This window comes from Pseudomonas sp. MUP55, from assembly GCF_034043515.1.
In the GTDB taxonomy this organism is placed as follows: Bacteria; Pseudomonadota; Gammaproteobacteria; order Pseudomonadales; family Pseudomonadaceae; genus Aquipseudomonas.
In genome coordinates this window covers 1,754,625-1,778,658 of record NZ_CP138214.1, presented here as the reverse complement: position 1 = coordinate 1,778,658, position 24,034 = coordinate 1,754,625, and the positions used below count along the sequence as shown (strand labels likewise).

The 24,034-nt window shown below is 61.0% G+C and carries 24 protein-coding genes; 11 read left to right on the top strand and 13 right to left on the bottom strand.

The genetic code is table 11. The features are described from left to right. Positions 1 to 3 precede the first annotated feature (3 nt). Both mupP and SC318_RS08010 read left to right on the top strand, forming a co-directional pair. Complete coding sequence (mupP, locus tag SC318_RS08015; RefSeq protein ID WP_320430328.1) at positions 4 to 675, top strand: N-acetylmuramic acid 6-phosphate phosphatase MupP; 672 nt, start codon at positions 4 to 6, stop codon at positions 673 to 675. A 184-nt stretch (positions 676 to 859) separates the two neighbouring features. After that, on the top strand, positions 860 to 1,600 hold the full coding sequence (locus SC318_RS08010) for a YciK family oxidoreductase (RefSeq protein ID WP_320430327.1): 741 nt from the start codon (positions 860 to 862) through the stop codon (positions 1,598 to 1,600). Between the two features lie 137 nt (positions 1,601 to 1,737). Here SC318_RS08010 and SC318_RS08005 read toward each other — a convergent pair whose 3' ends face one another. Genes SC318_RS08005 through SC318_RS07980 form a run of 6 tightly spaced genes read right to left on the bottom strand, consistent with a single transcriptional unit; the run spans position 1,738 to position 7,895 of the window. Further along, complete coding sequence (locus SC318_RS08005; RefSeq protein WP_320430326.1) at positions 1,738 to 3,252, bottom strand: ABC transporter substrate-binding protein; 1,515 nt, start codon at positions 3,250 to 3,252, stop codon at positions 1,738 to 1,740. Beyond that, the gene (locus SC318_RS08000; protein WP_320430325.1) at positions 3,234 to 4,253 is read right to left on the bottom strand and encodes an ABC transporter ATP-binding protein; all 1,020 of its coding nucleotides are present in this window, start codon (positions 4,251 to 4,253) and stop codon (positions 3,234 to 3,236) included. The genes SC318_RS08005 and SC318_RS08000 overlap by 19 nt, the downstream gene beginning before the upstream one ends. Further along, complete coding sequence (locus tag SC318_RS07995; protein ID WP_320430324.1) at positions 4,250 to 5,206, bottom strand: ABC transporter ATP-binding protein; 957 nt, start codon at positions 5,204 to 5,206, stop codon at positions 4,250 to 4,252. The genes SC318_RS08000 and SC318_RS07995 overlap by 4 nt, the downstream gene beginning before the upstream one ends. Continuing rightward, positions 5,203 to 6,060 carry an ABC transporter permease gene (locus SC318_RS07990; RefSeq protein ID WP_320430323.1) on the bottom strand — a complete coding sequence of 286 codons (858 nt, stop codon included), beginning with the start codon at positions 6,058 to 6,060 and terminating at the stop codon, positions 5,203 to 5,205. Before SC318_RS07990 ends, SC318_RS07995 begins: the two co-directional genes overlap by 4 nt. Then, positions 6,057 to 7,004: an ABC transporter permease gene (locus tag SC318_RS07985; RefSeq protein WP_320430322.1), complete on the bottom strand. Its 948-nt coding sequence runs from the start codon at positions 7,002 to 7,004 to the stop codon at positions 6,057 to 6,059. The genes SC318_RS07990 and SC318_RS07985 overlap by 4 nt, the downstream gene beginning before the upstream one ends. 3 nt (positions 7,005 to 7,007) lie before the next feature. Continuing rightward, a complete protein-coding gene (locus tag SC318_RS07980; RefSeq protein ID WP_320430321.1) occupies positions 7,008 to 7,895 on the bottom strand; it encodes a proline iminopeptidase-family hydrolase in 888 nt (295 codons plus the stop codon). Positions 7,896 to 8,078: 183 nt separating this feature from the next. Between SC318_RS07980 and SC318_RS07975 the strand changes: the two genes are divergently transcribed. Further along, positions 8,079 to 8,843 carry a LuxR family transcriptional regulator gene (locus SC318_RS07975; protein WP_320430320.1) on the top strand — a complete coding sequence of 255 codons (765 nt, stop codon included), beginning with the start codon at positions 8,079 to 8,081 and terminating at the stop codon, positions 8,841 to 8,843. Positions 8,844 to 8,936: 93 nt separating this feature from the next. After that, entirely contained in the window at positions 8,937 to 9,869 is a 933-nt protein-coding gene (locus SC318_RS07970) for a proline iminopeptidase-family hydrolase (protein ID WP_320430319.1), read from the top strand. A 98-nt stretch (positions 9,870 to 9,967) separates the two neighbouring features. On the opposite strand, the gene SC318_RS07965 is transcribed toward SC318_RS07970, so the two are convergent. Then, on the bottom strand, positions 9,968 to 11,470 hold the full coding sequence (locus SC318_RS07965; RefSeq protein WP_320430318.1) for a nucleobase:cation symporter-2 family protein: 1,503 nt from the start codon (positions 11,468 to 11,470) through the stop codon (positions 9,968 to 9,970). A gap of 158 nt (positions 11,471 to 11,628) precedes the next feature. Here SC318_RS07965 and SC318_RS07960 point away from each other — a divergent pair, with 158 nt between their 5' ends. Beyond that, on the top strand, positions 11,629 to 12,462 hold the full coding sequence (locus tag SC318_RS07960; protein WP_320430317.1) for a nucleoside-binding protein: 834 nt from the start codon (positions 11,629 to 11,631) through the stop codon (positions 12,460 to 12,462). Positions 12,463 to 12,607: 145 nt separating this feature from the next. Here SC318_RS07960 and punC read toward each other — a convergent pair whose 3' ends face one another. Next, on the bottom strand, positions 12,608 to 13,786 hold the full coding sequence (gene punC, locus SC318_RS07955) for a purine nucleoside transporter PunC (RefSeq protein WP_320430316.1): 1,179 nt from the start codon (positions 13,784 to 13,786) through the stop codon (positions 12,608 to 12,610). Between the two features lie 122 nt (positions 13,787 to 13,908). Between punC and punR the strand changes: the two genes are divergently transcribed. Continuing rightward, entirely contained in the window at positions 13,909 to 14,823 is a 915-nt protein-coding gene (gene punR / locus SC318_RS07950; RefSeq protein ID WP_306492170.1) for a DNA-binding transcriptional activator PunR, read from the top strand. A 118-nt stretch (positions 14,824 to 14,941) separates the two neighbouring features. Here punR and SC318_RS07945 read toward each other — a convergent pair whose 3' ends face one another. Then, on the bottom strand, positions 14,942 to 16,111 hold the full coding sequence (locus tag SC318_RS07945; RefSeq protein ID WP_320430315.1) for an aspartate aminotransferase family protein: 1,170 nt from the start codon (positions 16,109 to 16,111) through the stop codon (positions 14,942 to 14,944). Positions 16,112 to 16,214: 103 nt separating this feature from the next. Between SC318_RS07945 and SC318_RS07940 the strand changes: the two genes are divergently transcribed. Then, positions 16,215 to 17,120 carry a LysR family transcriptional regulator gene (locus tag SC318_RS07940; RefSeq protein ID WP_320430314.1) on the top strand — a complete coding sequence of 302 codons (906 nt, stop codon included), beginning with the start codon at positions 16,215 to 16,217 and terminating at the stop codon, positions 17,118 to 17,120. On the opposite strand, the gene SC318_RS07935 is transcribed toward SC318_RS07940, so the two are convergent. Together SC318_RS07935 and fabV are read right to left on the bottom strand one after the other, a co-directional pair. Then, positions 17,117 to 17,740, bottom strand: coding sequence for an HAD family hydrolase (locus SC318_RS07935; protein ID WP_320430313.1), 624 nt, complete (start codon positions 17,738 to 17,740; stop codon positions 17,117 to 17,119). The two genes, SC318_RS07940 and SC318_RS07935, sit on opposite strands and share 4 nt — an antisense overlap. A gap of 173 nt (positions 17,741 to 17,913) precedes the next feature. Then, positions 17,914 to 19,107, bottom strand: coding sequence for an enoyl-ACP reductase FabV (gene fabV, locus SC318_RS07930; RefSeq protein ID WP_320430312.1), 1,194 nt, complete (start codon positions 19,105 to 19,107; stop codon positions 17,914 to 17,916). 275 nt (positions 19,108 to 19,382) lie between these two features. Here fabV and SC318_RS07925 point away from each other — a divergent pair, with 275 nt between their 5' ends. The 4 genes from SC318_RS07925 (at position 19,383) to SC318_RS07910 (ending at position 22,545) form a co-directional block, all read left to right on the top strand. Then, positions 19,383 to 20,207 carry an aspartyl/asparaginyl beta-hydroxylase domain-containing protein gene (locus SC318_RS07925; RefSeq protein ID WP_320430311.1) on the top strand — a complete coding sequence of 275 codons (825 nt, stop codon included), beginning with the start codon at positions 19,383 to 19,385 and terminating at the stop codon, positions 20,205 to 20,207. Positions 20,208 to 20,354: 147 nt separating this feature from the next. Then, a complete protein-coding gene (gene ppnN / locus SC318_RS07920; RefSeq protein WP_320430310.1) occupies positions 20,355 to 21,728 on the top strand; it encodes a nucleotide 5'-monophosphate nucleosidase PpnN in 1,374 nt (457 codons plus the stop codon). Positions 21,729 to 21,895: 167 nt separating this feature from the next. After that, positions 21,896 to 22,153: an AbrB/MazE/SpoVT family DNA-binding domain-containing protein gene (locus SC318_RS07915; protein WP_320430309.1), complete on the top strand. Its 258-nt coding sequence runs from the start codon at positions 21,896 to 21,898 to the stop codon at positions 22,151 to 22,153. After that, positions 22,150 to 22,545, top strand: coding sequence for a type II toxin-antitoxin system VapC family toxin (locus SC318_RS07910; RefSeq protein ID WP_320430308.1), 396 nt, complete (start codon positions 22,150 to 22,152; stop codon positions 22,543 to 22,545). Before SC318_RS07915 ends, SC318_RS07910 begins: the two co-directional genes overlap by 4 nt. A 128-nt stretch (positions 22,546 to 22,673) precedes the next feature. Here SC318_RS07910 and SC318_RS07905 read toward each other — a convergent pair whose 3' ends face one another. Further along, entirely contained in the window at positions 22,674 to 23,003 is a 330-nt protein-coding gene (locus SC318_RS07905) for a hypothetical protein (RefSeq protein ID WP_320430307.1), read from the bottom strand. 131 nt (positions 23,004 to 23,134) lie between these two features. Continuing rightward, positions 23,135 to 24,034, bottom strand: a complete 900-nt coding sequence (locus tag SC318_RS07900) for a DMT family transporter (protein ID WP_320430306.1) — start codon at positions 24,032 to 24,034, stop codon at positions 23,135 to 23,137.

Here is a 24,034-nt window from a genome sequence, read left to right as displayed (position 1 = left end):
CCTGTGAAGTTGCGAGCGGTTCTCTTCGATATGGACGGTACCCTGCTGGACACCGCGCCGGACTTTATCGCCATCTGCCAGGCCATGCGCGCCGACCGCGGCCTGGCACCGGTCAACCCGCAGCACATTCGCGACGAAATCTCCGGTGGCGCGCGGGCGATGGTCGCCGTGACCTTCTCGATGGACCCGGAGTCGCCAGGCTTTGAGGAACTGCGCCAGGAATTCCTCAAGCGCTACCTCAAGGACTGCGCGGTCCACAGCAAGCTGTTCGACGGTATGGCCGAACTGCTGGAAGACATCGAGAAAGCCAAGCTGATCTGGGGCGTGGTCACCAACAAGCCGGTGCGCTTTGCCGAGCCGATCATGCAGCGACTGGGCCTGGCCGAGCGCTCGGCCGTGCTGATCTGCCCGGACCACGTGAAAAACAGCAAGCCGGACCCGGAACCGATGCTCCTGGCGTGCAAGATGCTCGACCTGGACCCGGCCAGCGTGCTTTTCGTGGGCGATGACCTGCGTGACATCGAGTCCGGTCGCAATGCGGGTACGCGCACGGCGGCGGTGACCTACGGCTACATTCACCCGGATGACAATCCTCGTCACTGGGGCGCGGATGTGGTGGTGGACCATCCGCTGGAACTGCGCAAGGTGCTGGATAACGCACTGTGCAGTTGCTGATTGTTCGCGATGCTGCTGACCGATGAAAATACAAAATATGGGAGGGGGCTTGCTCCCGATAGCAGTGGGCCAGTCAATACATACAGTGACTGACCCTCAGCTATCGGGAGCAAGCCCCCTCCCACATTTGGATTTGTGTACTGTTTGGGTTTTAGCCACATACTGAATTTTGTCGAGGCTATTTATGTTTGATTACGCTGCACCTCCAGAACTGCTCAAAGGCCGCATCATCCTGGTGACCGGCGCCGGCCGTGGGATCGGCGCGGCCGCGGCGAAAACCTTCGCCGCCCACGGCGCCACCGTGCTGTTGCTGGGCAAGACCGAAGCCAACCTGGCCCAGGTGTATGACGAAATCGAAGCCGCCGGCCACCCGCAACCGGTGGTGATCCCGTTCAATCTGGAGACCGCCCTGCCCCATCAATACGATGAGCTGGCGGCGATGATCGAAAAGGAATTCGGCCACCTCGACGGCCTGCTGCACAACGCCTCGATCATCGGCCCGCGTACGCCTATCGAACAGTTGTCCGGCGAGAATTTCATGCGGGTGATGCACATCAACGTCAACGCGATGTTCATGCTGACCAGCACCTTGCTGCCGCTGCTCAAGCTGTCTCAGGATGCGTCGGTGGTGTTCACGTCCAGCAGCGTCGGGCGCAAGGGCCGTGCCTATTGGGGCGCCTATGGCGTGTCCAAATTCGCCACCGAAGGCTTGATGCAAACCCTGGCCGATGAACTGGAAGATGTGGCCGCAGTGCGCGCCAATAGCATCAACCCGGGCGGTACCCGCACCAGCATGCGGGCTCAGGCGTACCCAGGGGAAAACCCGATGGAGCGGCCGGCGCCGGAAGAGATCATGCCGGTGTACCTGTACCTGATGGGGCCGGACAGTGCGGGTATCAACGGGCAGGCATTTGACGCGCAGTAACCGCCGACACAAGTGGAACAAAATGTGGGAGGGGGCTTGCCCCCGATGCGGTGTGTCAGTCAATGCATGTATTGACTGACTCGCCGCTATCGGGGGCAAGCCCCCTCCCACATTGGTATTGCAGCGTTCTGCGAAAGTTAGTTTTTCACGACTTCCTCAAGGGTGAAGCGCCCCAGCGGGTTCTGCAGGAAGTTGCTGACATTCTTGCGTGAGATGTTGATGTAAGGGCTGTAATACAGGTCGATCCAGTTCACGTCCTGTTTCGCCAGCTTCTGCAACTCCACATACATCTGTTCACGCTTGGCCGGGTCGGCCTCGATGCGGGCCTGGGCCACCAGCGCCTTGACCTTGTCGTTCTTGTAGCGGGTCATGTAGTTCTGGTTGGTGTCGTGGCCCAGCACGAAGGTGGTCTTCTGGTCCGGGTCGAGGATGTCGTTGGTCCAGTACATCACCGAAATATCGTACTCACCGTCCACCAGCATCTGCCAGCTCTGGGTCGGATCAACCTTCTGCAGGTTGGCGGTGACGCCGACCTTGGCCAGTTGATCCTTGATGATCACCGCAATCTGCTCGTCGGCTTCATTGCCGGCGTTGACCACGTAGTTGAGCTTCAAATCCTTGGCACCGGCCTGCTCCAGCAGTTTTTTCGCGGCAGTCGGGTCATACGGGCGCTGCAGGTTGTTGGCGTAGTGGTAGAGCGAGCCCTTTGGAATGTAGGAATAAGCCACGGTGCCTTGACCGTAAGTGGCGGTCTTGACCAGCGATTGCTTGTCGATGGCCATGTCCAGCGCTTCACGCACCTCAGGCTTGGCCAACAGGCCGTGAGCGTGGTTGATCAGCAAGTGATCTTCGCGGGTGGAAGGGTCGGCATGGATCACCACGTTCTGGTCTTTCTTCAGCTCTTCAACGCGGGAGAAAGGTACGAAGATCGCCGTGTCCAACTCGTTGTTCTGCACCATGCGCATGCGGGTGTTGTCGTCGGTCACCGACACCCATTCCACGCCATCCAGGCTCACGTTCCTGGCCTGCCAGAAGTTCGGGTTCTTCTTCAGGATCACGCGGTCGCCCTTGCGCCATTCGTCCACGGTGAACGCGCCGGAGGTCACCGGGTTTTCCGAGTAGGCGTCTTCGCCCATGGTTGTCATGGCTTTTTCCGACAGGATCGACACCGTTGGCGACGCCAGTTGCGAGAGAAACGCCACCGCCGGGGTTTTCAGGGTGACCACCAGCGTCTTCGCATCGCTGGCCTTGGCGGTGTCGATCAGGCTGAACGGGTCGCTCCACAGCGACGCCTTGTTATCGCGGATGCGCAACAGGCTGAATGCCGCATCGCTGGCGGTGATCGGCGAACCGTCGGAAAATTTCGCCTCGCGCAGCTTGAAGGTGTAGGTCAGGCCGTCCTTGGAGATGTCCCAACTCTCAGCCAGGCCCGGTTCCATCTTGGTGCCCAGGTTGTCCACGCGCACCAGGGTGTCGTAGACGTTGGCGAACACCCAGGTGTCGCGGTTCTGCGCGCTCTTGATCGGGTCAAAGGTGGTGCTGTCCTCTCGGCAGCCGATGGTCAGCACGCCGGCGGCCTGGGCCAGGCCGGCAGTGAGGGACCAGGCGGTCAGCGTGGCGGCGGCGAGCAACTTCAGATGGCGCGATTGCATGTCATAACTCCTTGTTCATGATGGGCAGGAAGGGTCAACGGTTGTTCAAGCACGCAACTGTATCGATGCTCGTGCAATGAATGGGTGGGCGGCAACACCTCGGAACACATGGCTTGGGCATACTGGCAACGGGGGTGAAACGCGCACCCGCTGGGCAGATTCAGTGGGCTGGGTGGCTCACCGGGCAGCGGCTGCGCCGGTAACGGACGATGCGGGTCAATCTGCGGAATCGCCTGGATCAACGCCGCCGTATACGGATGACGCGGTGCGGTGAACACCGCCTCCACCGGGCCTTCCTCGACGATCCGGCCCAGGTACATCACCGCCACGCGGTCGCACAGGCGGCGCACGATGGCCAGGTCATGGGCGATAAATAGAATCGCCAGGTTCATGCGCTGTTGCAGTTGCAGCAGCAGGTTGATGATCTGGCCCTGGATCGACACGTCCAACGCGGCCACGCATTCGTCGGCGACGATCAAGCGCGGCTCCACCGCCAGCGCTCGGGCAATCCCCACGCGTTGGCACTGGCCGCCGCTGAGGGAGCCCGGCTTGCGCGAAGCGAATTCGGGCCGCAGGCCCACCAGCTCCAGCAGTTCATCGACACGGGCGCGGATGTGCTGCGGCGCAACCTTGCGCTGCACCCGCAACACTTCGGCCAGGGTTTCGCCGACGGTGTGACGCGGGTTCAGGGCCGCATACGGGTCCTGGAAGATCATCGCGGTTTCCTGGCGCAACCGCGCGATATCCATGGCGCTGCCCTGAGCCATGTCGACACCGTCAAACAACACCTGCCCGGCGCTGATCGGGTTCAGGTGCAAAATCGCCCGCCCCAAGGTGCTTTTACCGCTGCCGGACTCGCCCACCAGCCCAAGGGTTTGCCCCGCCGCCAGGTTCAGCGAAACCCCGTTCACCGCCCTCACCCACTGCCTGTTCAACCCAAACAGGCCGCTGCCGGACGCCGCAAAGCGCACCTCCAGGTCCTTGATCTGCAACAGGCTCATGGGCGCCCTCCGAGGGGATAGTGGCAGGCGACCCGCGCGCCTTCGGGCAAAAGCTCGGTACACAGGGCGCCGGCCTGCGGGCAGCGGGGGTTGAAGCGGCAACCGCCAGGCAATGCGTCGAGCAGCGGTGGCTGGCCTGGGATCGTGCGCAGCAAGGCATGCCCGCTGCTATGGGCCGGCTGACAGTCGATCAGGCCAGCGGTGTACGGATGCTGCGGATGGGCCAGCAGTTCGTATTTGCTGCCGTGTTCGCACAGGCGTCCGGCATACATCACCGCGATGGAGTCGCAGCTTTGCGCGACCACGCCGAGGTCGTGGGTGATCATGATGATCGCCAGGCCACGCCGGTCGCGAAGGTCGAGCAACAGCCGCAGGATTTGCGCCTGCACCGTCACGTCGAGGGCGGTGGTGGGCTCGTCCGCGATCAGCACCTGCGGGTTGCACCCCAGCGCCACGGCAATCATCGCGCGCTGGCGCATGCCGCCGGAAAACTCATGGGGGTAGTTGTCAACCCGCGCCTGCGGGTCGGGAATGCCCACTTGGCGCAGCACGTCGATGGCCTGCCGGCGTGCGTCTTTTTTCGAGGCGCCTTGATGCAGGCGGATACCCTCGGCGATCTGCTCGCCGATACGCATCAAGGGGTCCAGGTGACTGCTGGGGTTCTGAAAAATCATGCCCAGTTGCCCGCCACGAACGGCGCGCATGCCGGCTTCATCCAGGCGCAACAGGTCCTGGCCGGCCAGTTCTACCGCGCCGCCTTGCACGCGCAGGCTGGGCGAAGGCAACAGGCGCATCAGACCGCGACAGGCCATGGTCTTGCCCGAACCGCTTTCGCCGACCAGGCCCAGGATTTCGCCTTCGGCCAGGTCAAAGGACACGCGGTCGACCAGGCTCAGCTCGCGCCCGGCGTTATCGGCGATCACGCTAAAGTCGCGCACCTGCAGCAGGCTCATGCCCGATCCCCCAGCACCTGGGCCACACCGTCGGCCAGCAGGCTGAAGCCCATGGCCAGGGTCACAATCGCCAACCCCGGAAACGTGCAAATCCACCAGGCGGTGGTGATAAAGGCCTGGCCCTCGGCGACCATCGTCCCCCATTCAGCGGTGGGTGGTTGCACGCCCAGGCCCAGGTAACTCACGGCAGCCCCGTTGAGCAGCACCAGCACCGCGTCGGACATGGAAAACACAATCGAGCCAAACAACGCATTGGGCAGCAAATGCCGGAACAGGATGCGCCCATGGCCAAACCCCAGGCTCTTGGCGGCCAGGGCAAAATCGCTTTCCTTGAGCACCAGGATCTGCGAGCGGATCAACCGCGCATACGACACCCAGCCCACCAGCGCCATGGCGATGTAAAAGCTCTGCAGTCCAGGCCCAAGAATGGCCATGATCGCCAGCATCAGCACCAAAAACGGAAACGCCAGGACCACATCGATCACGCGCATGCACACCGTGTCGAAGCGCCCGCCGACATAGCCGGACACCGCACCGACGAATGTGCCGATCATGAACGGGAAGATCACCCCGACAATCGCCAGTTGCAGGTCGATGCGCGCGCCCCAGATCACCCGCGAAAGAATGTCGCGACCGTAGTTATCCGTGCCGAACGGGTGCGCAGCACCGGGGGCCAGCAGGCTCATGTCGGTGTTCTGCGCAATCGGGTCGTACGGCGCGATCCACGGCGCGAACAGCGCCAGGGCCAACCAGGCGAGCAGTATCAAGAGGCCCCACGCGGCCGTCAGCCGACCATTGCGAAACCCAAAGCGCAGGCGCAGGCGCCAGGGAGCTATCAGTAGGCGACCACTCATTGCATCTTCACCCGTGGGTCGAGGGCCACCGTAACCACATCGGCAACGAAGTTGACCACCACCGTCGCGCAGGCCAGCACCATCGCCACGCCCTGCACCACCATGTAATCGCGGGTAAATATCCCGCGCACCAGCAACTGGCCGATGCCGGGAATGGCGAACAGGCTTTCGATGACCACCGTGCCGCTGATCAGCCAGCCGATATTCACGGCCAGCAGATTGACCGCAGGCACCAGCGAGTTGGGCATGACATGGCGGCGAAATACCGCGGCTTCGGACAGCCCCCGCGCCCGCGCTGCGGTGACGTGGTCAGCCTGCAGCTCCACCAGCATGCTGGCGCGCAGGTTACGCACCAGCACCGCCGACAGCGCCAGGGCAATTGTCAGGCATGGCAGCACCATGTGGTGGGCCTTGTCCAGCCAGGTGCGGCCATAGCCAGACACCGGAAACAGGCCCCATTGCACGCTCAGCAGCAGAATCAGCATCAGGCCCAGCCAGAACGCCGGCATGCCCAGGCCGACCGTGGTGAAGACGCGGATCAGGTTGTCTGTCCAGCCGCCTTTATTGCGCGCCGCCAGGGTCGCCAGCGGTACCGCGATCAGCAGCGCCAGCACCACGCTGCCCAACACCAGCACCAGGGTCGGTTCGATACGGGTGGCGATCAGCTTGAGCGCGTCGACCTTGTACAGCAGCGATTGGCCGAGGTCGCCCTTGAGCAGGTTCTTCAGGAAGTAGAAGTACTGCAGCCACAACGGCTCATCGAGGCCGTACTGGGCGCGGATTTTCAGCAACGCGTCCGGCGTGCTGCGCGAGCCCAGCAGCGCACGCGCCGGATCGCCCGGGATCGAGCGCACCAGCGCGAAGGTGATCAAACTGATGCCCAGCAGCACCGGCAACAATTGCAGGGGCCGGGACAGCACAAAACGGTAGCGCGCCAGGTTCATCCGTCAGCCTCGGTGGCGGGCGAGAAAGTCCAGCAGCACCGGGAAATACGCCTGGGGTTCTTCGTAGAACGGCATATGGCTGCTGTTGGGAAATACGTGCAATTCGGCGTGCCGGGCCGCCATCTTCATGCGCATGGCGCAGGCCGGCGTGAGTTCGTCGTGCTGGCCGGTGGTGATCAGCATCGGCATGCTGAAATCGGCCATTTCGGGGATGCGGTTCCAGTCCTTGAGGTTGCCGACATACAGGAATTCGTTGGGCCCCTGCATGGTTTGGTAAGGCCCCATGTTCCAGTCGCCGAGGGAGCGTTTGACCGGTTCCGGCCATTCATCCAGGCGGCACACGTGGCGATAGTTGAGCAAGGTGATGGCGGCTTGGTACTGCGGATGATCGAGGGTACCCATGGCTTCATGACGCTGCATCATGGCCACGGTTTCGCTGCCGAGGGCGCCGCGCAGGCGCTCCAGCTCCTGGGACAGGTGGGGAATATCGCCGACGGTGTTTTCCAGGATCAGGCTTTTCAGGCGGTCGGGGTAATGGATGGCGTACTCGATGCCCAGCCAACCGCCCCAGGAATGCCCGAGCAGGTGCACACGGCCCAGGTCCAGGGCCTGGCGAACGGTTTCGACTTCTTCGACATAACGGCCGATTTCCCACAGGGAAACGTCGTCCGGTCTGGCTGATGCGCCCGTGCCTAGCTGGTCGAATGCAACCACTCGCAGGTTATGGTCTTTGAGCCAGCCGTGGGCGTCGCGCAAGTAGTCACACGGCAGGCCCGGGCCGCCGTTGAGGCACAGCAGCACCTCATCGCCTTCGCCAAAGCTGTAGACCACGAGGTTATGGCCGTCGACTTGCACGTTGTACTGCTGGTCGGGGGCAATTTCACGCCACATGCATACATTCCTTGTGTTGTATCGGCCTGGCAGGTAGTGGCCGTTTATCACGTCAACACTACCGAGGATGCCGCGCGTCCATAACCTAGTACTTCTTATAGGTTTGGCCTGGCAGTCCTTCGCCGGGGCGTGGCATTCTACTTGCAGCAAGTCGAGATTCAAATGAATTCGGGAGCAGAACGGATGCTGGCCAAGCTAACTGCCTTCAATAATCGTCTGATGCCAGGCAGGAGCCTGGACGAGCAGATGGACAATACGTTTATCCTCGCCCAGCAGCTGGGCTTCGATGCGCTGGTGTACGACTACACGCCGGTGCCCATCGACCTCAATGGTGCGCTGATCACGCCCTCGGTGCTGCAACTGCGCAACACGCCGACCGACTGGCACGCCTTGTGGTGCAGCGAAGGGTTCTACCAGATCGATCCGGTGCAACACCTGGCCTTGAGCAGCGTGTCGCCCTTCGTCTGGTCTTATGAGGCCAAGGCCGAGACGGCACTGCAGAAGATTATCGACCCGTGCCACGCACCGGTTTCTTCCTACCTGCACGAACAGCAGCTGACCTGTGGCGTCAGCGTACCGATCCACCTGCCCCGCGGAGGCTTCGCCTCGCTGACCGGCTTGCGCACCGGCAAGGCGAGCACCGTATTGAAGGATGCGCAGCACACCCTGTCGGACTTCAGCGTGATCAGCCATGCGTTACAGGAAGCGGCTTATCCTTTGTTTAACAAAGCGTTGCGCACCTACCCGCATATCCACCTGACCAAACGCGAGCGCGAATGCCTGAAATGGGCCGCCGACGGCCTCACTGCAGCCGAGATCGCCACGCAATTGAGCCGTTCGCTGGCGGTGGTCACCCTGCACCTGGCGTCCGCCATGCACAAATTGGGGGCCAAGAACCGCGTGCAGGCGGTGGTACGCGCCACGCACTACCGGCTACTGGACGAATGATCCTTCGCAAAAACCTAGCTGTTTTGCTAGTTACCTAAACGTGGCGTGCAGACTATCGTAGCCCTGATCCTTTTTTTCAAAGCAGGGTACGAAATGGAATTCATCGACAAAGTCCGCGAAGGCTACGCGCCCTTCGGCGCCTATCAGACCTGGTATCGCATCACCGGTGACCTGAGCACAGGCCGCACACCGCTGGTGATCATCCATGGCGGCCCTGGCTGCACCCACGATTACGTCGACGCATTCAAGGATGTGGCCGCCAGCGGCCATGCGGTCATTCATTACGACCAATTGGGCAACGGTCGCTCTACGCACTTGCCTGAAAAACCCTCCGCGTTCTGGACCATCAGCCTGTTCCTCGACGAGTTGAACAACCTGCTCGACCACCTGCAAATCAGCGACAACTACGCGATCCTCGGGCAGTCCTGGGGCGGCATGCTCGGCAGCGAGCATGCCATCTTGCAGCCCAAGGGCCTGCGCGCGTTTATCCCGGCCAATTCCCCGACGTGCATGCGCACCTGGGTCAGCGAGGCCAATCGGCTGCGCCAGTTGTTGCCAGAAGGCGTGCATGAAACCTTGCTCAAGCATGAAGCCACCGGCAACTACCAGGACCCCGAATACCAGGCCGCCTCGCGGATTTTCTACGATCAGCACGTATGCCGGGTCAACCCGTGGCCGGAAGAAGTGGCGCGCACCTTTGCCCAGGTCGACGCCGACCCGACCGTGTACCACGCCATGAGCGGCCCGACCGAGTTCCATGTGATCGGCAGCTTGAAGGATTGGAACGTGATAGGTCGCCTGTCGGCCATCCAGGTGCCGACCCTGGTGATCTCCGGTCGTCATGACGAAGCCACGCCGCTGGTGGTCAAGCCGTTCCTGGATGAAATCGCGGATGTGCGCTGGGCGCTGTTTGAAGACTCCAGCCACATGCCCCATGTGGAAGAACGCCAAGCGTGCATGGGCACCGTGGTGAAGTTTCTGGATGAGGTGTGTTCAATGCAGCACACAGCCCTCAAAGCCAGCTGAATTGCAAATGTGGGAGGGGGCTTGCCCCCGATAGCGGTGGATCAGCTAGCCTAGCTGACACTGACACACCGCTATCGGGAGCAAGCCCCCTCCCACATTTAGACTTCGGTAGGCTCAGGCTTTGATGTTTTTCTCAAAGCATCTGCCACCAACGGAATCTCCTTGCCCTCGGCATCGAACAACTTCCCGCCTCGGTAGTAATCGCCATCGCGCAACGCCGCGACGTCACGAAAGCACAAACTGCGCTCGGTGCCCGCCACGAATACCGATTGCTGGTCCGAGTTGCCGGCGGTGAAATGGTTGAACGTCAGGTTCAGCAAGATCGCCATGATCGCCGACGAGCTGATGCCCGAATGGAAAATGGTCGCGAACCAGCTGGGAAACTGGTCATAGAAGCTGGGTGCGGCGATGGGGATCATGCCGAAACCGATACTCGTGGCCACGATGATCAGGTTCATGTTGTTGCGGTAATCCACCTTGGACAGCGTGCGAATGCCGCTGGCCGCCACCGTGCCGAACAGCACAATGCCGGCACCGCCTAGCACCGAGGTGGGCACGGCGGCAATCACCCGGCCCATGAACGGCAGCAGGCCAAGCACCACCAGAAATACCCCGCCGGTTGCCACCACAAATCGACTCTTCACCCCGGTAACCGCCACCAGGCCGACGTTCTGGGCGAAGGCACTTTGCGTGAATGAACCGAAGATCGGCGCGAACATGCTCGACAGCATGTCGGCGCGCAGGCCGTTGCCGAGGCGTTTGGAGTCGACTTTAGTGTCGATGATCTCGCCCACCGCCAGGATGTCCGCCGAGGTTTCCACCAGCGTGACCATCACCACGATGCACATGGAAATGATCGCCGCCACGTGAAAGGTCGGCATGCCGAAATGGAAAGGCGTGGGGAAACCGAACATGGGCCCCTGGGTGACCGCAGAGAAGTCAGCCATGCCCAGGAACACCGCGATCACGGTGCCAATCACCATCGCGAGCAAAATCGACAAGCGCGAAATGGCTGCACTGCCGATTTTGCTCAGCAACAGCACCAGCACCAGCGTCAGCGCCGCCAGGCCGATATTTGGCATGCTGCCGAAATCCGCCGCGCGACTGTTGCCGCCCATGGCCCAGCGCGCCGCCACGGGCATCAGGGTCAGGCCGATGGTGGTAATCACGATGCCCGTCACCAACGGCGGGAAGAATTTGGTGATGCGCGAGAACACCGGAGTAATCAATAAACCAATGAACGAGGCGGCCATGACCGCGCCGAGAATCGCCGGCACGCCCCCTGCCCCGTCGCTGCCAACGATCGCCACCATCGTCGCCACACCGGCGAATGACACACCCTGTACCAGCGGCAACTGACAACCGAAGAACGGCAAACCCAGGGTTTGCAACAACGTGGCCAGGCCACCGGCAAACAACGATGCGGCGATCAGCAGGCCGATATCCGCTGGCGACAACCCGGCCGCTTGGCCGACGATCAAGGGTACGGCAACGATACCGCCATACATGGTGAGCACATGCTGCAGGCCGTAAGCCATGTTGGCGGCGACGCCGAGATTTTCATCTTCGGGCCGCTGCGGTGACGCCTTAGGGATAGTCATGGTGAGGGGTTCTCTGTTTTTGTTGTGCGCTCACTGTATGCAATGTCGAGACTGTATGTCCATAGAGTTGTATACAATCAATCGAACAAGATACCCTGCCGCGGCGTTACAAAAACAATCCGGCCGCTATAAGCCAGAACGCCAAAGGACCCAACAGAATGAAAAAGGCATTGCAGGGCGCCACCGTCGCATTGACCCTCCTCGGCGGCGGGGAGGCAGTCGCAGTGGAATGGATGAACAACAGCGTAGGGTTTCGCTACGGCCAGCACTTCACCAACCCCAACAACCCCGACGACTTCAGCAAGCGCATCTACAGCTTCACCCACGCCAGCGGCTACCAGTACGGCAGCAACTTTCTCAACCTGGATGTGTTCCTGTCCGACAGCAAAGACCCGCGCAAGGGCACCGACCACGGTGGCAGCGAGGTGTACGCGGTGTACCGGCACCAGCTGTATGCCTCACGGGTATTGGACACGCCGCTGGGCACCGGGCTGATCAAGGACTACGCGCTGACGCTGGGCTTCGACGCCAACCGCAACAACAATTTTGCCTCCGCCAAAAAACGCGCACTGGTGATCGGCCCCACCTTGAAATTCAACACCGTCGGTGTGCTGGACCTGAGCCTGATGTACTACAAGGAAAAGAACCACACCGGCATTCCCGGGGCGAAGGAATCGAACCACACCTTCGACGACACCTACATGCTCAATCTGACGTGGATGCGCCCTTTCGAGATCGCCAACCATGCGGCCAAATTCCAGGGTTTCATCAATTACGTGGGGGACAAAGGCGAGGACTATCACGGCCGCGATACCGCGCCGGAGGCCCTGATGCGCACCGCGCTGATGGTGGCGGTGCGGCCGGGCAAGAGCGTCAAGCCGAACCTCTACCTGGGCGTGGGCTACGAGTACTGGCACAACAAGTTCGGCGTGGACGGTGGCCGGGGTAGCCGCACATCGACGCCGACGGTGAATATCGAAGTGACGTTCTAGGCGTCCACTTAAATCACTGAATTAACTCAATCCAAATGTGGGAGGGGGCTTGCCCCCGATAGCGGTGGATCAGCTAGCCTAGCTGGCACTGACACTCCGTTATCGGGGGCAAGCCCCCTCCCACATTTTTGACCCCGTTATCAGCTTAAGCGTTTGCCAGCGCCGAACGCCCGGCCTTCGGACGTGCCAGCCAATAACCCAGCACCGCCAGCGGCGCGGTCGCCAGCATCACGATCGCAGTAATCAACAGCGGTTGCTCGATCATTGAAGACACCACCAGGCTGGCGAGAAAGCACAGGCCCAGCTGCAGGGTATTTTGCAGCGCCGCCGCCTTGCCGGAATTTTCCGCAAACGGCATCAGTGCATTCGCCACTACGATGGGGTAGCTGGCACCGTTGCACAGCGCCATCAGGCAGAACGGAATAAGCAAGGTAGTAAGGGTCGGCACTGTCAGGGTCGCAACCAGATACAACGCCACCATGCTCAGGCAATAGAAGCCGAGCAGCCACGGCAGCAGGGTCTTGCCCGGCAGGCGCTGCAAGGCGCTGCGGCAACTGTAGCCGCCAATGAGAAACGCCAGGGTCGGCAATAAGTAACTGAGGCCGATGTCGTTCGGGCTGTAACCCATGGCGCCAAGGATGAACGGCGACGCGGTCAGCCAGGCAAAGAAACTGGCGGAGCAGGCGGCGAATATCATCACATTGCCCGTGAATATCCTTGAGGTGAGCAACTGCCCATAGCCCAGGCGCACAGGTTCGTCGGCCTCACGCTTGGGCGGGCTGCGCAGAAACACGGTTGGCAGCAGCAAGAGCAACGACACGCCCAGCAACACGCCAAAAATCGCCTGCCAGCCAAAGTGGTTCAGCACCATCGCGCCCAACAACGGCGCCAATGCCGGCGACAGCGACATCAGCGGCATGATACTGGCGAACACGCGGTGAGCCTTGTCGGCCGGGTAGCGATCAATCACCAGTGCCTGCCAGCTCACGGCGGCGGAACACACGCCGATCGCCTGGATAAAACGCAACGCCCAGAGTTGCGGCGCAGTCTGCACCCAGAACATGCCGAGGCACCCCAACACAAACAGGCTCAACCCGGTGAGCAGCACCGGCTTGCGCCCGAGCCGGTCGGACAATGGGCCCCAGAGCAATTGCCCTACGGCAAAACCGGCCAGGAAAATACTCAAGCTGGCGCCCACGGCGCCGGCGCCAATCTGCAACTGCGTGCCCATGGCGCCAAACGCCGGCAGATACATGTCCATGGCGAGATAACCGAGCATGCTCAGCCCCGCCAGATACCCTGTGAAACCAAAAGAATTTTTCATTGAAGCCTTGTAGATCCTGCCATCAAACTATTTGCTGACTGGGGCCCATTATGAAGCCGACAGTTTCCCTGTGAAGCGATAATAATTGGACATTCCTATCAATAATTTTGAAGGCAGCCGCCATGTGGTCCGAATACTCGCTGGATGTAGTGGATGCCGTCGCACGCCACGGCAGCTTCAGCGCCGCCGCGCAGGAACTGCATCGCGTACCGTCGGCCATCAGCTATACGGTGCGTCAGATTGAGGAGTGGCTGGCGGTCCCCCTGTTTATACGGCGCCACCGCGACGTGGAGCTGACGCCCGCCGGCCGCCTGTTTATAGACGAAGCCCGTGGCGTGATGAAAAAAATGCTCGGCACACGGCGCCTGTGCCAGCAAGTGGCCAATGGCTGGAGCGGTCAACTGAAGGTGGCGGTTGACTCCATCGTCAAGCCGCAGCGCTGTCGGCAGTTGGTGCTGGATTTCTATCGGCAGTTTCCCGAAGTGGAATTGCTGCTCGAATACGAGGTGTACAACGGCGTATGGGATGCCTTGGCGGACGAGCGCACCGACATCGTGATCGGCGCCACCAGCGCGGTGCCGGTGGCCAGCCACTTCACCTTTCGCGACATGGGCTTGTTGAACTGGTTGTGCGTGGTCAGCGCCAAGCATTCCCTGGCCAGCGTCAGCGGCCTGCTCAGTGACGATCAACTGCGCCCGTTCGCCTCCCTGTGCATGACCGACACCTCGCGCAACCTGCCCAAGCGCGACACCTGGACCCTGGATAACCAGCGCCGCCTGGTGGTACCCAACTGGTCCTCGGCCATCGACTGCCTGCGCGATGGGCTGTGCGTAGGCATGGCTCCGGCGCATCAGGTGCTGCCGTGGATAGAACGCGGTGAGCTGGTGGCGCTGCAGCTGCACCGGCCCTTCCCAGCCAGCCCGTCCTGCGTGGCCTGGGCGCAGAACAAACTGTCCCCGGCCATGGCCTGGTTGTTGGAATACCTGGGAGACACAGAGACCCTGAACCAGGAATGGCTGAACGGTAATGACCTCTAGAAGTGACGCATCCCCTGTGGGAGGGGGCTTGCTCCCGATATCGGTAGACCCGCCAATGAATCGGGTGACTGACACTCCGCCTTCGCAGGCAAGCCAGCTCCTACATATGGATCGGGTTTCAGTCCAATAGACGCGTGATAGCCCGCACGATCATCTCGACTTCCTTGGCATCCAGCGTGAGCGGCGGCAACAGCCGGATCACTTTGCCCCGCGTCACGTTGATCAGCAGCCCATGTTCGTGCGCCGCGCGTTGGGCCAGGTCACGGTGGGCGCTGGCCAGTTCGATGCCAATCATCAAGCCCTGCCCACGAATCGCCACGACCTGCGGGTGCTCGCTCAATTCCACCCGCAGCCGCGCCAGCAAGCGTTCGCCCTGCTGCGCGGCGTTGTGCAACAAGCCCTGCTCTTGGATGATGTCCAGCACCGTGCAACCGACACGACACGCCAGCGGGTTGCCGCCGAAGGTGCTGCCGTGACTGCCGGGCGTGAACAACTGGGCCACGGCGGCGCGGGCCAGGCAGGCGCCAATCGGCACGCCGTTGCCGAGCCCTTTGGCCAGGGTCATCACGTCGGGGACGATGCCGTCGTGCTGGAAGGCGAACCAGGTCCCGGTCCGGCCAATGCCCGTTTGTATTTCATCAAGCATCATCAGCCAGCCGTGGCGCGTGCAGTGATCGCGCAAGGCTTGCAGGTAACCGGGAGGTGCGGGCAACACGCCACTTTCGCCCTGGATCGGCTCCAACAGCACGGCGGCGATGCGCGGCCCGAACTGCCGGGTGATGCGTTCCAATGCGTCGATATCGCCAAACCCCACCTTGATGAAATCACCCGGCAAGCGCTGAAAACCCAAGCGCACCGAAGGCCCGTCACTGGCCGCCATGGTGCCCAGGGTGCGCCCGTGAAAGGCGTTTTCCATCACCACCACCAACGGCTCCTCGATGCCTTTTTTCCAGCCATGCAACCGCGCCAGTTTCAACGCCGTCTCGTTGGCTTCAGCCCCGGAGTTATTGAAAAACACGCGGTCCAGCCCGGATAACTGGGTCAGGCGCAGGGCAAGGCGCTGCTGCCAGTCGATGTTGTAGAGGTTGGAGGTGTGCAGCAGCAACCCGGCCTGCTCGCGGATGGCCGTGACCAGCCGGGGGTGGGAATGGCCGACGTTGGTCACCGCCACGCCGGCAACCGCGTCCAGGTATTCGCGGCCCTGCTGGTCCCACAGACGCGTGCCCAAGCCACGGCTGAAGCTCAGGGCCAAGGGTTGATACGTGCTCATCAGGCAGGCGGCGGTCATGGTGGCAGGCTCCAGTCAATCAGTGAGAGAGCGTCAGTATCGTTAGCCACCCTGAGTAGATAAACTGCGCTTTGATGCAATGACCTTGAAGCAGGGATTGATAATGGACGTGTTCCAGGCGATGTCGGTGTACGTCAAAGTGGTAGAGGCCGGCAGCATGACCGCCGCCGCGCAGGAATGCGGGATGTCGACCACCATGGTCGGCAATCACCTGCGCGCCCTGGAGCAACGCCTGGGCGTCAGCCTGCTGATACGCACCACGCGCAAACAAAGCCTCACGGAATTTGGCGGGCAGTACTACCAGCGCTGCCTGGAGGTGCTGGGGCTGGTGGCGGACTCCGAGCTACTGGCAGAGCAGATCCACAGCGAAACCCCTAAAGGCAGTTTGCGTATCACCGCCCCCCCGGTGTTCGGCACCGAACGCCTGGCACCGGCCCTGAGCGAATTTTCCCAGCGCTACCCGCTGATCGACCTGCACGTGAAGCTGAGCAACGAACGGATGGACCTGGTCGACAGCGGCTTCGACGTAGCGATCCGTCTTGGCGAACTGGAACCCTCCAGCCTGATCGCCAGGCCCATGCAGGCCTACACGCTTACCCTTTGCGCATCACCGGCCTACCTGGCGCGACGTGGCACCCCATCAACGCCCGATGACCTGCGCCAGCACGACTGCCTGGCGTTTGCCTACCCTGCAACCGACAACTGGCGCGACACCAGCAAGCTTTGGCGCATGACCGGTGCGGAAGGCGAGGTGGAGGTTCCGGTGAGCGGCTCCCTGACCATCAACAGCTCGCAAGGCTTGCGCCAGGCAGCCATAAACGGCATGGGCGTGATCATGCTGGCCGATGCCCTGGTGCAACCGGACCTGGAGAGCGGCAAGCTGGTGGCCTTGCTGACCCACTATCAACTGTCCAGCCGCCCGATGCACTTGCTGTATCGCCAGGACCGTTATCGCTTGCCCAAGCTGCGCGCTTTCGTCGACTTCGCCATGGAGAAGTGGGCGCGCTAGGTGCTCACCCCCAACTCGCGCAGATGGGCGGCAGTCCGCTCGGCCGACACATGGTGAATGCCCTGCCAGCCAAGGGCCATGGCCGCTTCGACATTACCGGCGACGTCATCGATGAACACCACTTCATCTGGCTGGATATCCGGCAAATGGGCGCGCACCTGAGCGAGGCTGGCATGGTAGATCGCCGGGTCAGGCTTGATCAGTTTCAACTGGCCCGAGACGACGATATCGCGGAAACATTCCAGGAACGGGTAATGTTCGCGGGCGTAGGGAAAGGTTTGCGCCGACCAGTTGGTCAACCCGAACAATGGCATATTCGCTTGGTGCAACGCGGTGAGAATCGCGACACCTTCGGGCAATTCACCACGCAACATCTCGTGCCAGCGCTCGTAATACGCCTGGATCAAGGTTTGATGTTGGGGGTGTTGCTCAATCAGGCTGCGGGTGGCTTCAGCGAGGGTGCGGCCGGCGTCCTGCTCGGTGTTCCAGGCCTGGGTGCAGATATTGTCGAGAAACCATTGCCGCTCCTGCTCGTCGGCGATGAGCTTGCGGTACAGATGCTGCGGGTTCCAGTCAAACAACACACCGCCGAAATCAAACACTACTGCGCGAATCGTCATGGATGTGCTCCCGTTTGCGCAAGATGAGTCAGCCAGTTTGGCACGCTCATGACCCACAGCAGAAGGTAAGCAAGAGTAGGAACGGTCTGAAAATTCACCGCTCCCTATTCAATTCAGAGTCGGTCAGACAGCGGCCCGGTAATTCGCTTACCGAAGCCGCTACCGTGGGGCATTTACGCCTGGACCAGACCGTTGATCTTGACGGTCGGGTTCACGTCCGCCTCGTAGTCCACGCCCTCGATTTCAAAACCGAACAAACGCAGGAACTCAGCCTTGTAACCGGCAAAATCGCTGATTTCGTTGACGTTTTCATCGGTCACCTGATTCCACAGCGCGGCCACGGCGTCCTGGACTTTCGGCTCCAGCTCGGCGAGGTCGGCGCGCAGGCGGCCGTCGGCGTCCAGCTTCGGCTCGCTGCCGTACAGGCTGTCCTTGAACAGGCCGTAGACTTGCTCGATGCAACCTTCGTGGGTGCCCTGCTCTTTCATCACGCGAAACAGCAGCGACAGGTACAACGGCATGATCGGGATCGCCGAGCTGGCCTGGGTGACCACGGCCTTGAGCACCGATACGCGCGCGTCGCCCTTCAGTGCGGCGAGGTTTTCGCGCAGGGTCAGGACTTTCTTGTCCAGGTCTTTCTTGGCTTCGCCAATGGAACCGTTCCAGTAGATGTCCTGGGTCAGCTTCTCACCGAGGTAGGTGAACGCCGTGGTCTTGGCGCCTTCGGCCAGTACATCGGCGTCACGCAGGGCGTCGATCCACAGTTGCCAGTCTTCGCCGCCCATCACTTTGACGGTGCCGTCGATTTCTTCCTGGTTGGCTGGCTCAAGGGTGGTGTCGACCACGACGCCCTTGTCGGTGTTGATGCCGCGCAGGGTCACAGCCTTACCGATCGGCTTGAGGGTGGAGGTGTGCACCACGCCTTGCGGGTCGGTACGGCGTGGCGCGGCCAGGCTGTAGACCACCAGGTCGATTTTGCCCAGGTCTTTCTTGATGGTTTCGATGGTCAGGCGCTTGATCTCATCGGAGAACGCGTCGCCATTGATGCTCTTGGCGTACAGGCCTTTTTCCACGGCAAACTTCTCGAACGCCGCGCTGTTGTACCAGCCGGCGGAGCTCAGTTTGCCTTCTTCGCCTTCTTTCTCAAAAAACACGCCCAGGGTATCGGCGCCGCAGCCAAACGCGGCACTGATGCGCGCGGCCAGGCCGTAACCGGTGGAAGCGCCGAGGACCAGCACCTTCTTTGGGCCGCCTTCGATGGCGCCGTGCTGGGTGACGTAGTCGATCTGCTGCTTGACGTTCGCTTCACAGCCAACAGGGTGAGCCGTCACACAGATAAAGCCACGAACCCGCGGTTTGATGATCATAAAAATTCTGCCTCTTCCAAGGTGCCGAAGGCCAGTGGTGGCCATTCAACTTCAATCGTACCGGTCTATGACGTCTGAAAAACCGAAGCGTCACGATAGTCGCAAATCTTCTGTTCTCAAAATTCAATCCACCCCCGACCCGGGTCGTGCCTGGCCGCGGTTACAAATTGTGCAGCGGCTTCACAATTTTCGAACTATTTAAAACGCCTGCGCTCGCGATAAACCCTTATCATGACGATATTGTTTCATTATGTTTCAAGGTGGAGCCGCGTTTCATGAGCAAAAGTGCCGTTGGTAAAAAGCTGATATCCCTCGCCTGGGTGCTCGGCGTTTTACTGTTCATCGCCTGTTTCCCGCGTTCCAGCCTGGTATTTTTGCTGCTGGTGGTGGTTTGCGGCCTTTATGACTTCCTGCGTAATGGCCTGTATGACCGCGACACCATCAAGAAATATTTCATCGGCAACGGCCGCAACACTTGGATTCTGGCGCCGTTCAATACCCTGTTCGACCTGGTGAGCAGCCGCAACCGCCATGTCTACACGATGCGCGACCTGCCGCCCGCCTGGCGCGAAGACCTGCAACAGGTCATCGACGACGCCATGGCGCGCAAGGAAGAAATCATCGGTTACCTGGATGAGCGCATGGCCGAGAAGAAACGCGGCATGTTGTTTTTCCAGTGGTACGGTCGGCCGATCGAAACCACGCTGGACATCCCGCAACTGCGCAAGAAACTGCCATTTGTGAAGACCATCGGCGTGTCGGTGTTCAACGAGAACCGCTCCACGTCCTTCCATTTCGGCCCGCTGCGCATGATGTTTCGCGTGCTCTACAACATGGCGCCGGCGCCGCACCACGAGGGTGTGTATATCCAGGTGGGCAAGCACAAGCACTATTGGCACAACGACCCACTGTTTATCTTCGATGACACATTGATGCATGCGTCCTTCAACAAGAACGACGCGAAACGCTACTGCCTGTTCATCGATATCGTTCGACCGAGCCGCGTGCCCGCCGTGTTGAACGCCGTGATCTCCGGCTTTGCCGGCCTGGTGTTTACCCTGCGTCGGGTTTTCTACAAAAACTGGAAGCTGATCCAGTAAGTTCTGCGGCATGATGGTGCTGGACGGTATTTGCGCTCGGCGTTGCGCCTGAGGTAAATACTGTCTCGTGCGACCTTATACGGCGCGCCTCATTCTCAAGCCATCGCGCCTTCATGGCGGCGGTGGCTGTGCTTTCAAGGAATCAGAATGCCCCAACGTCAAGTGATCAATGCCTCCGTCAGCCCCAAGGGCAGCCTCGAAACCCTGTCCCAACGTGAAGTGCAACAACTGAGTGAAGCCGGCAGCGGCAGTATCTACACCCTGTTCCGCCAGTGCGCCCTGGCCATCCTCAACACCGGCGCGCATATCGACAACGCCAAGACCATTCTCGACGCCTACAAAGACTTCGAAGTACGTATCCATCAGCAGGACCGCGGCGTACGCCTGGAACTGCTCAACGCCCCAGCCGATGCCTTCGTCGATGGCGAAATGATCGCCAGCACCCGCGAAATGCTGTTCAGCGCCCTGCGGGACATCGTCTACACCGAGAACGAACTGGGCAGCCAGCGCATCGACCTGAGCGACTCCCAGGGCATTACCGACTACGTGTTCCACCTGCTGCGCAACGCCCGTACGCTGCGCGCAGGCGTCGAGCCGAAGATCGTGGTGTGCTGGGGCGGCCACTCCATCAACACCGAAGAATACAAATACACCAAAAAAGTCGGCCACGAACTGGGCCTGCGCAGCCTCGACGTGTGCACCGGCTGCGGCCCCGGCGTCATGAAAGGGCCGATGAAAGGCGCGACCATTGCCCACGCCAAACAGCGCATCACCGGTGGCCGCTACCTGGGCCTGACCGAGCCGGGCATCATCGCCGCCGAAGCGCCAAACCCGATCGTCAACGAGCTGGTGATCCTGCCGGACATCGAGAAACGCCTCGAAGCCTTTGTGCGTGTCGGCCACGGCATCATTATCTTCCCCGGCGGCGCGGGTACTGCCGAGGAATTCCTCTACCTGCTGGGCATCCTGATGCACCCGGACAACCGCGACCTGCCGTTCCCGGTTGTGCTTACCGGGCCCAAACATGCAGCGCCTTACCTGGAGCAACTGCACGCCTTCGTCGGCGCGACCCTTGGCGAAGCGGCCCAGAAACACTACCAGATCATCATCGACGACCCGGCCGAAGTCGCACGCCAGATGACCGCCGGGCTCAAGGCGGTGAAGCAGTTCCGGCGCGAGCGCAATGACGCGTTCCACTTCAACTGGCTGCTGAAGATTGACGAAGGCTTCCAGCGCCCCTTCGATCCGACCCACGAAAACATGGCCAGCCTGCAACTGAACCATGCGCTGGCGCCCCATGAACTGGCGGCCAACCTGCGCCGCGCATTCTCAGGGATCGTGGCAGGTAACGTGAAGGACAAAGGGATCCGCCTGATCGAAGAAAAAGGCCCGTACGAGATTCACGGCGACCCGGCAATCATGAAACCGCTGGATGAACTGCTCAAAGCATTCGTCGCTCAGCACCGTATGAAATTGCCTGGCGGAGCGGCGTATGTGCCGTGCTATCGCGTAGTGCAGTGAGCTAGCGGCGATCAGTCATAGTTTGTATCGGTTTGGCCCATGGCCGAAGAGGTGGGAATCGCGAGTCCGGACTAGGGTTCCAGTAACGACCCCACCTTTGCGAGCAACCTATGGACCAACGGATATTGTCCTCTGTCATTCCTTACCCTAGGGTAAGGAGCATTACGATGGAGATCTTCACTATGGCGACCGCCACACTTACTTCAAAAGGGCAAATCACCATCCCTGTCCAGGTCAGGACAGCCCTCGGCCTGGAAACAGGCGACCGGGTGGAATTCGTCGAAATGGAAGACGGCAAGTTTTCCATGATCGCGGCGAGCAAAACCGTCACGGACCTCAAGGGGTTGATTCACAAACCTGCCCATGCCGTGTCCATCGAGGACATGAACCGCGCCATCGCGGCACGGGGAGCGAGCGCTGGATGATCGGGCTGGATACCAACGTGCTGGTGCGCTATGTCACTCAAGATGAGCCGGCTCAATCAGCCAAGGCGTCCCACCTGATCGAATCACTGACGGCTACGTCACCGGGCTTTGTCAGCCTGGTGACCATTGTGGAGTTGGTGTGGGTACTGCAGTCCTGCTACCAATCGGCCAAAAGCGATGTGGTGATGGTGCTGGAAACCCTGTTGCACACGCGCGAGCTCACGGTTGAGCACGCCGATATCATCTGGCAGGCACTGCGCAAGTTTGTTGCGAACAAGGCGGACTTCGCCGATTGCCTGATCGAACGCTGCGCCCATGCCGCCGGCTGCGAGTACACCGCCACCTTCGACCTCAACGCGGCCAAGGCAGCGGGCATGAAGCGGATCGGCTAGGCCGTCTTTTGTAGGAGCGAGCTTGCTCGCGAGAAACGCCAACGATTACGCGAACATTCAGGTAGCACGCGGCGCCCGTGGTTTTTTCGCGAGCAAGCTCGCTCCTACAAAGGGGAGAGGCCGCTCGGTCAGCGCACCCAGCCACCGACCTGCCAGTGGTAACCATCGTTGCGCTGCACCCAGTGCGGATGCACATAGCGATAGCCCTGGCGCACCGGCTCCCAATGACCGTGTACCGCCACATAGCGTCCGCCTTCCCAGCGCCAGTAACCGCGTGACCAGATATAACCTTCGCGCACCGCCGGCTCGACTTCGATCACCTGCACCGGCGGCGGCTGCGGCGCCACGACTTCTACATAGTCATGCTGTACTGGCCTGCGTTCATGCACGACACGCTCTTGCACACACCCGGATGCCGCGACGACCACCGCCGCCATTGCCGCGTAACGTAGCAACATACAAAACCCTCGGGCGTGATCGCCCTGTACCTGTATCTGAAAGAAATCCCCCTGTGTTCCAGCCGGGCTCCTGCCTGGGCTTGGGTTATTTTTAACAGGAGATGTCTGTCAGATTGCTGAACCTTGAGGGCTCAAGAAGCGCAGGCGACGGTCGGTCGCTTCAGGCGCAGCAGCAGCAGACCGGCCATAACGACGGCGATGCCGGCGTAGGTCGAGGCCTGAATCCTGTCGCCGAACATCAACGCCGCCCATACCAGGGTGACCGGCGGCTCCAGATAAACCAGCGCCGCAACCTGGGTGGCCGTCATCACGCGAAGCAGCCTCCAGAGGCTCAAATAGGCGGCAAAGGTGGAAAACACCGTCAACCACACAATCGACACCAGTACGTCGGTGTCATGGGGAATGCTCAAGGTATCGGTATACAGCACAGCGGCGGTGAAGCCGAACAACGTCAGCAGCGATTGGATAAACAGCGGCACCAGCAAACCGGCACTCTGGCTCTGCGGCGAACGGCGCTCGTACAGCGTTGCCAGCGTCAGCCCCAGCGCCGACATCAGCGGCAACCCATACATGAGCAGGCCAACCTCTTTTGCGCCGTGGCTGTACTGCCCGGCGATCACGATGCCCACGCCGATAAAGCTGATCACCAGCCCCAGCCATTGCCAGCCGCCGCTGCGCTCAGTGGCACTGCCTGTCGACAGGGCTGCTGTCATCAACGGCTGCAAGGCTGCGATGATCGCCGCAATACCCGGCGGCAAACCGTTCTGAATCGCCACATAGAGGCAGCTCAGGTACAAAAACTGCGACAGGCAGCCGACAACCGCGTAATGGCGGACCTGCGCCCATGACACCTTCAACAGCCTGACGTTCAGGAACATCCCCAGGCATAGCGACACCAGCAAGAATCGCCAGAACAGCAGGTTGAACGCACCGCCGCCCTGGGTGCCCAGCTTCGCGCCGATATAGCCCGAACTCCACGACAGCACAAACGCCACTTGTAACAGCAGCAATCCCAGCGTTGATCGCTTCAT

What these genes read in the sequence shown, in the direction of transcription:
- SC318_RS07980 (WP_320430321.1), bottom strand. Translation starts at nt 7,895, where the DNA reads ATGTGGCGTGAAATTGCCCCCGACCAGCAGTACAACGTGCAAGTCGAC.
- SC318_RS07975 (WP_320430320.1), top strand. Translation starts at nt 8,079, where the DNA reads ATGCTGGCCAAGCTAACTGCCTTCAATAATCGTCTGATGCCAGGCAGG.
- SC318_RS08010 (WP_320430327.1), top strand. Translation starts at nt 860, where the DNA reads ATGTTTGATTACGCTGCACCTCCAGAACTGCTCAAAGGCCGCATCATC.
- punC (WP_320430316.1), bottom strand. Translation starts at nt 13,786, where the DNA reads ATGAAAAATTCTTTTGGTTTCACAGGGTATCTGGCGGGGCTGAGCATG.
- SC318_RS07945 (WP_320430315.1), bottom strand. Translation starts at nt 16,111, where the DNA reads ATGACCGCCGCCTGCCTGATGAGCACGTATCAACCCTTGGCCCTGAGC.
- SC318_RS07910 (WP_320430308.1), top strand. Translation starts at nt 22,150, where the DNA reads ATGATCGGGCTGGATACCAACGTGCTGGTGCGCTATGTCACTCAAGAT.
- SC318_RS07995 (WP_320430324.1), bottom strand. Translation starts at nt 5,206, where the DNA reads ATGAGCCTGCTGCAGGTGCGCGACTTTAGCGTGATCGCCGATAACGCC.
- SC318_RS07990 (WP_320430323.1), bottom strand. Translation starts at nt 6,060, where the DNA reads ATGAGTGGTCGCCTACTGATAGCTCCCTGGCGCCTGCGCCTGCGCTTT.
- SC318_RS07925 (WP_320430311.1), top strand. Translation starts at nt 19,383, where the DNA reads ATGAGCAAAAGTGCCGTTGGTAAAAAGCTGATATCCCTCGCCTGGGTG.
- SC318_RS07985 (WP_320430322.1), bottom strand. Translation starts at nt 7,004, where the DNA reads ATGAACCTGGCGCGCTACCGTTTTGTGCTGTCCCGGCCCCTGCAATTG.
- SC318_RS07905 (WP_320430307.1), bottom strand. Translation starts at nt 23,003, where the DNA reads ATGTTGCTACGTTACGCGGCAATGGCGGCGGTGGTCGTCGCGGCATCC.
- SC318_RS07935 (WP_320430313.1), bottom strand. Translation starts at nt 17,740, where the DNA reads ATGACGATTCGCGCAGTAGTGTTTGATTTCGGCGGTGTGTTGTTTGAC.
- SC318_RS07965 (WP_320430318.1), bottom strand. Translation starts at nt 11,470, where the DNA reads ATGACTATCCCTAAGGCGTCACCGCAGCGGCCCGAAGATGAAAATCTC.
- punR (WP_306492170.1), top strand. Translation starts at nt 13,909, where the DNA reads ATGTGGTCCGAATACTCGCTGGATGTAGTGGATGCCGTCGCACGCCAC.
- SC318_RS07960 (WP_320430317.1), top strand. Translation starts at nt 11,629, where the DNA reads ATGAAAAAGGCATTGCAGGGCGCCACCGTCGCATTGACCCTCCTCGGC.
- SC318_RS07900 (WP_320430306.1), bottom strand. Translation starts at nt 24,034, where the DNA reads ATGAAGCGATCAACGCTGGGATTGCTGCTGTTACAAGTGGCGTTTGTG.
- SC318_RS07940 (WP_320430314.1), top strand. Translation starts at nt 16,215, where the DNA reads ATGGACGTGTTCCAGGCGATGTCGGTGTACGTCAAAGTGGTAGAGGCC.
- fabV (WP_320430312.1), bottom strand. Translation starts at nt 19,107, where the DNA reads ATGATCATCAAACCGCGGGTTCGTGGCTTTATCTGTGTGACGGCTCAC.
- SC318_RS07915 (WP_320430309.1), top strand. Translation starts at nt 21,896, where the DNA reads ATGGAGATCTTCACTATGGCGACCGCCACACTTACTTCAAAAGGGCAA.
- SC318_RS08005 (WP_320430326.1), bottom strand. Translation starts at nt 3,252, where the DNA reads ATGCAATCGCGCCATCTGAAGTTGCTCGCCGCCGCCACGCTGACCGCC.
- SC318_RS08000 (WP_320430325.1), bottom strand. Translation starts at nt 4,253, where the DNA reads ATGAGCCTGTTGCAGATCAAGGACCTGGAGGTGCGCTTTGCGGCGTCC.
- SC318_RS07970 (WP_320430319.1), top strand. Translation starts at nt 8,937, where the DNA reads ATGGAATTCATCGACAAAGTCCGCGAAGGCTACGCGCCCTTCGGCGCC.
- ppnN (WP_320430310.1), top strand. Translation starts at nt 20,355, where the DNA reads ATGCCCCAACGTCAAGTGATCAATGCCTCCGTCAGCCCCAAGGGCAGC.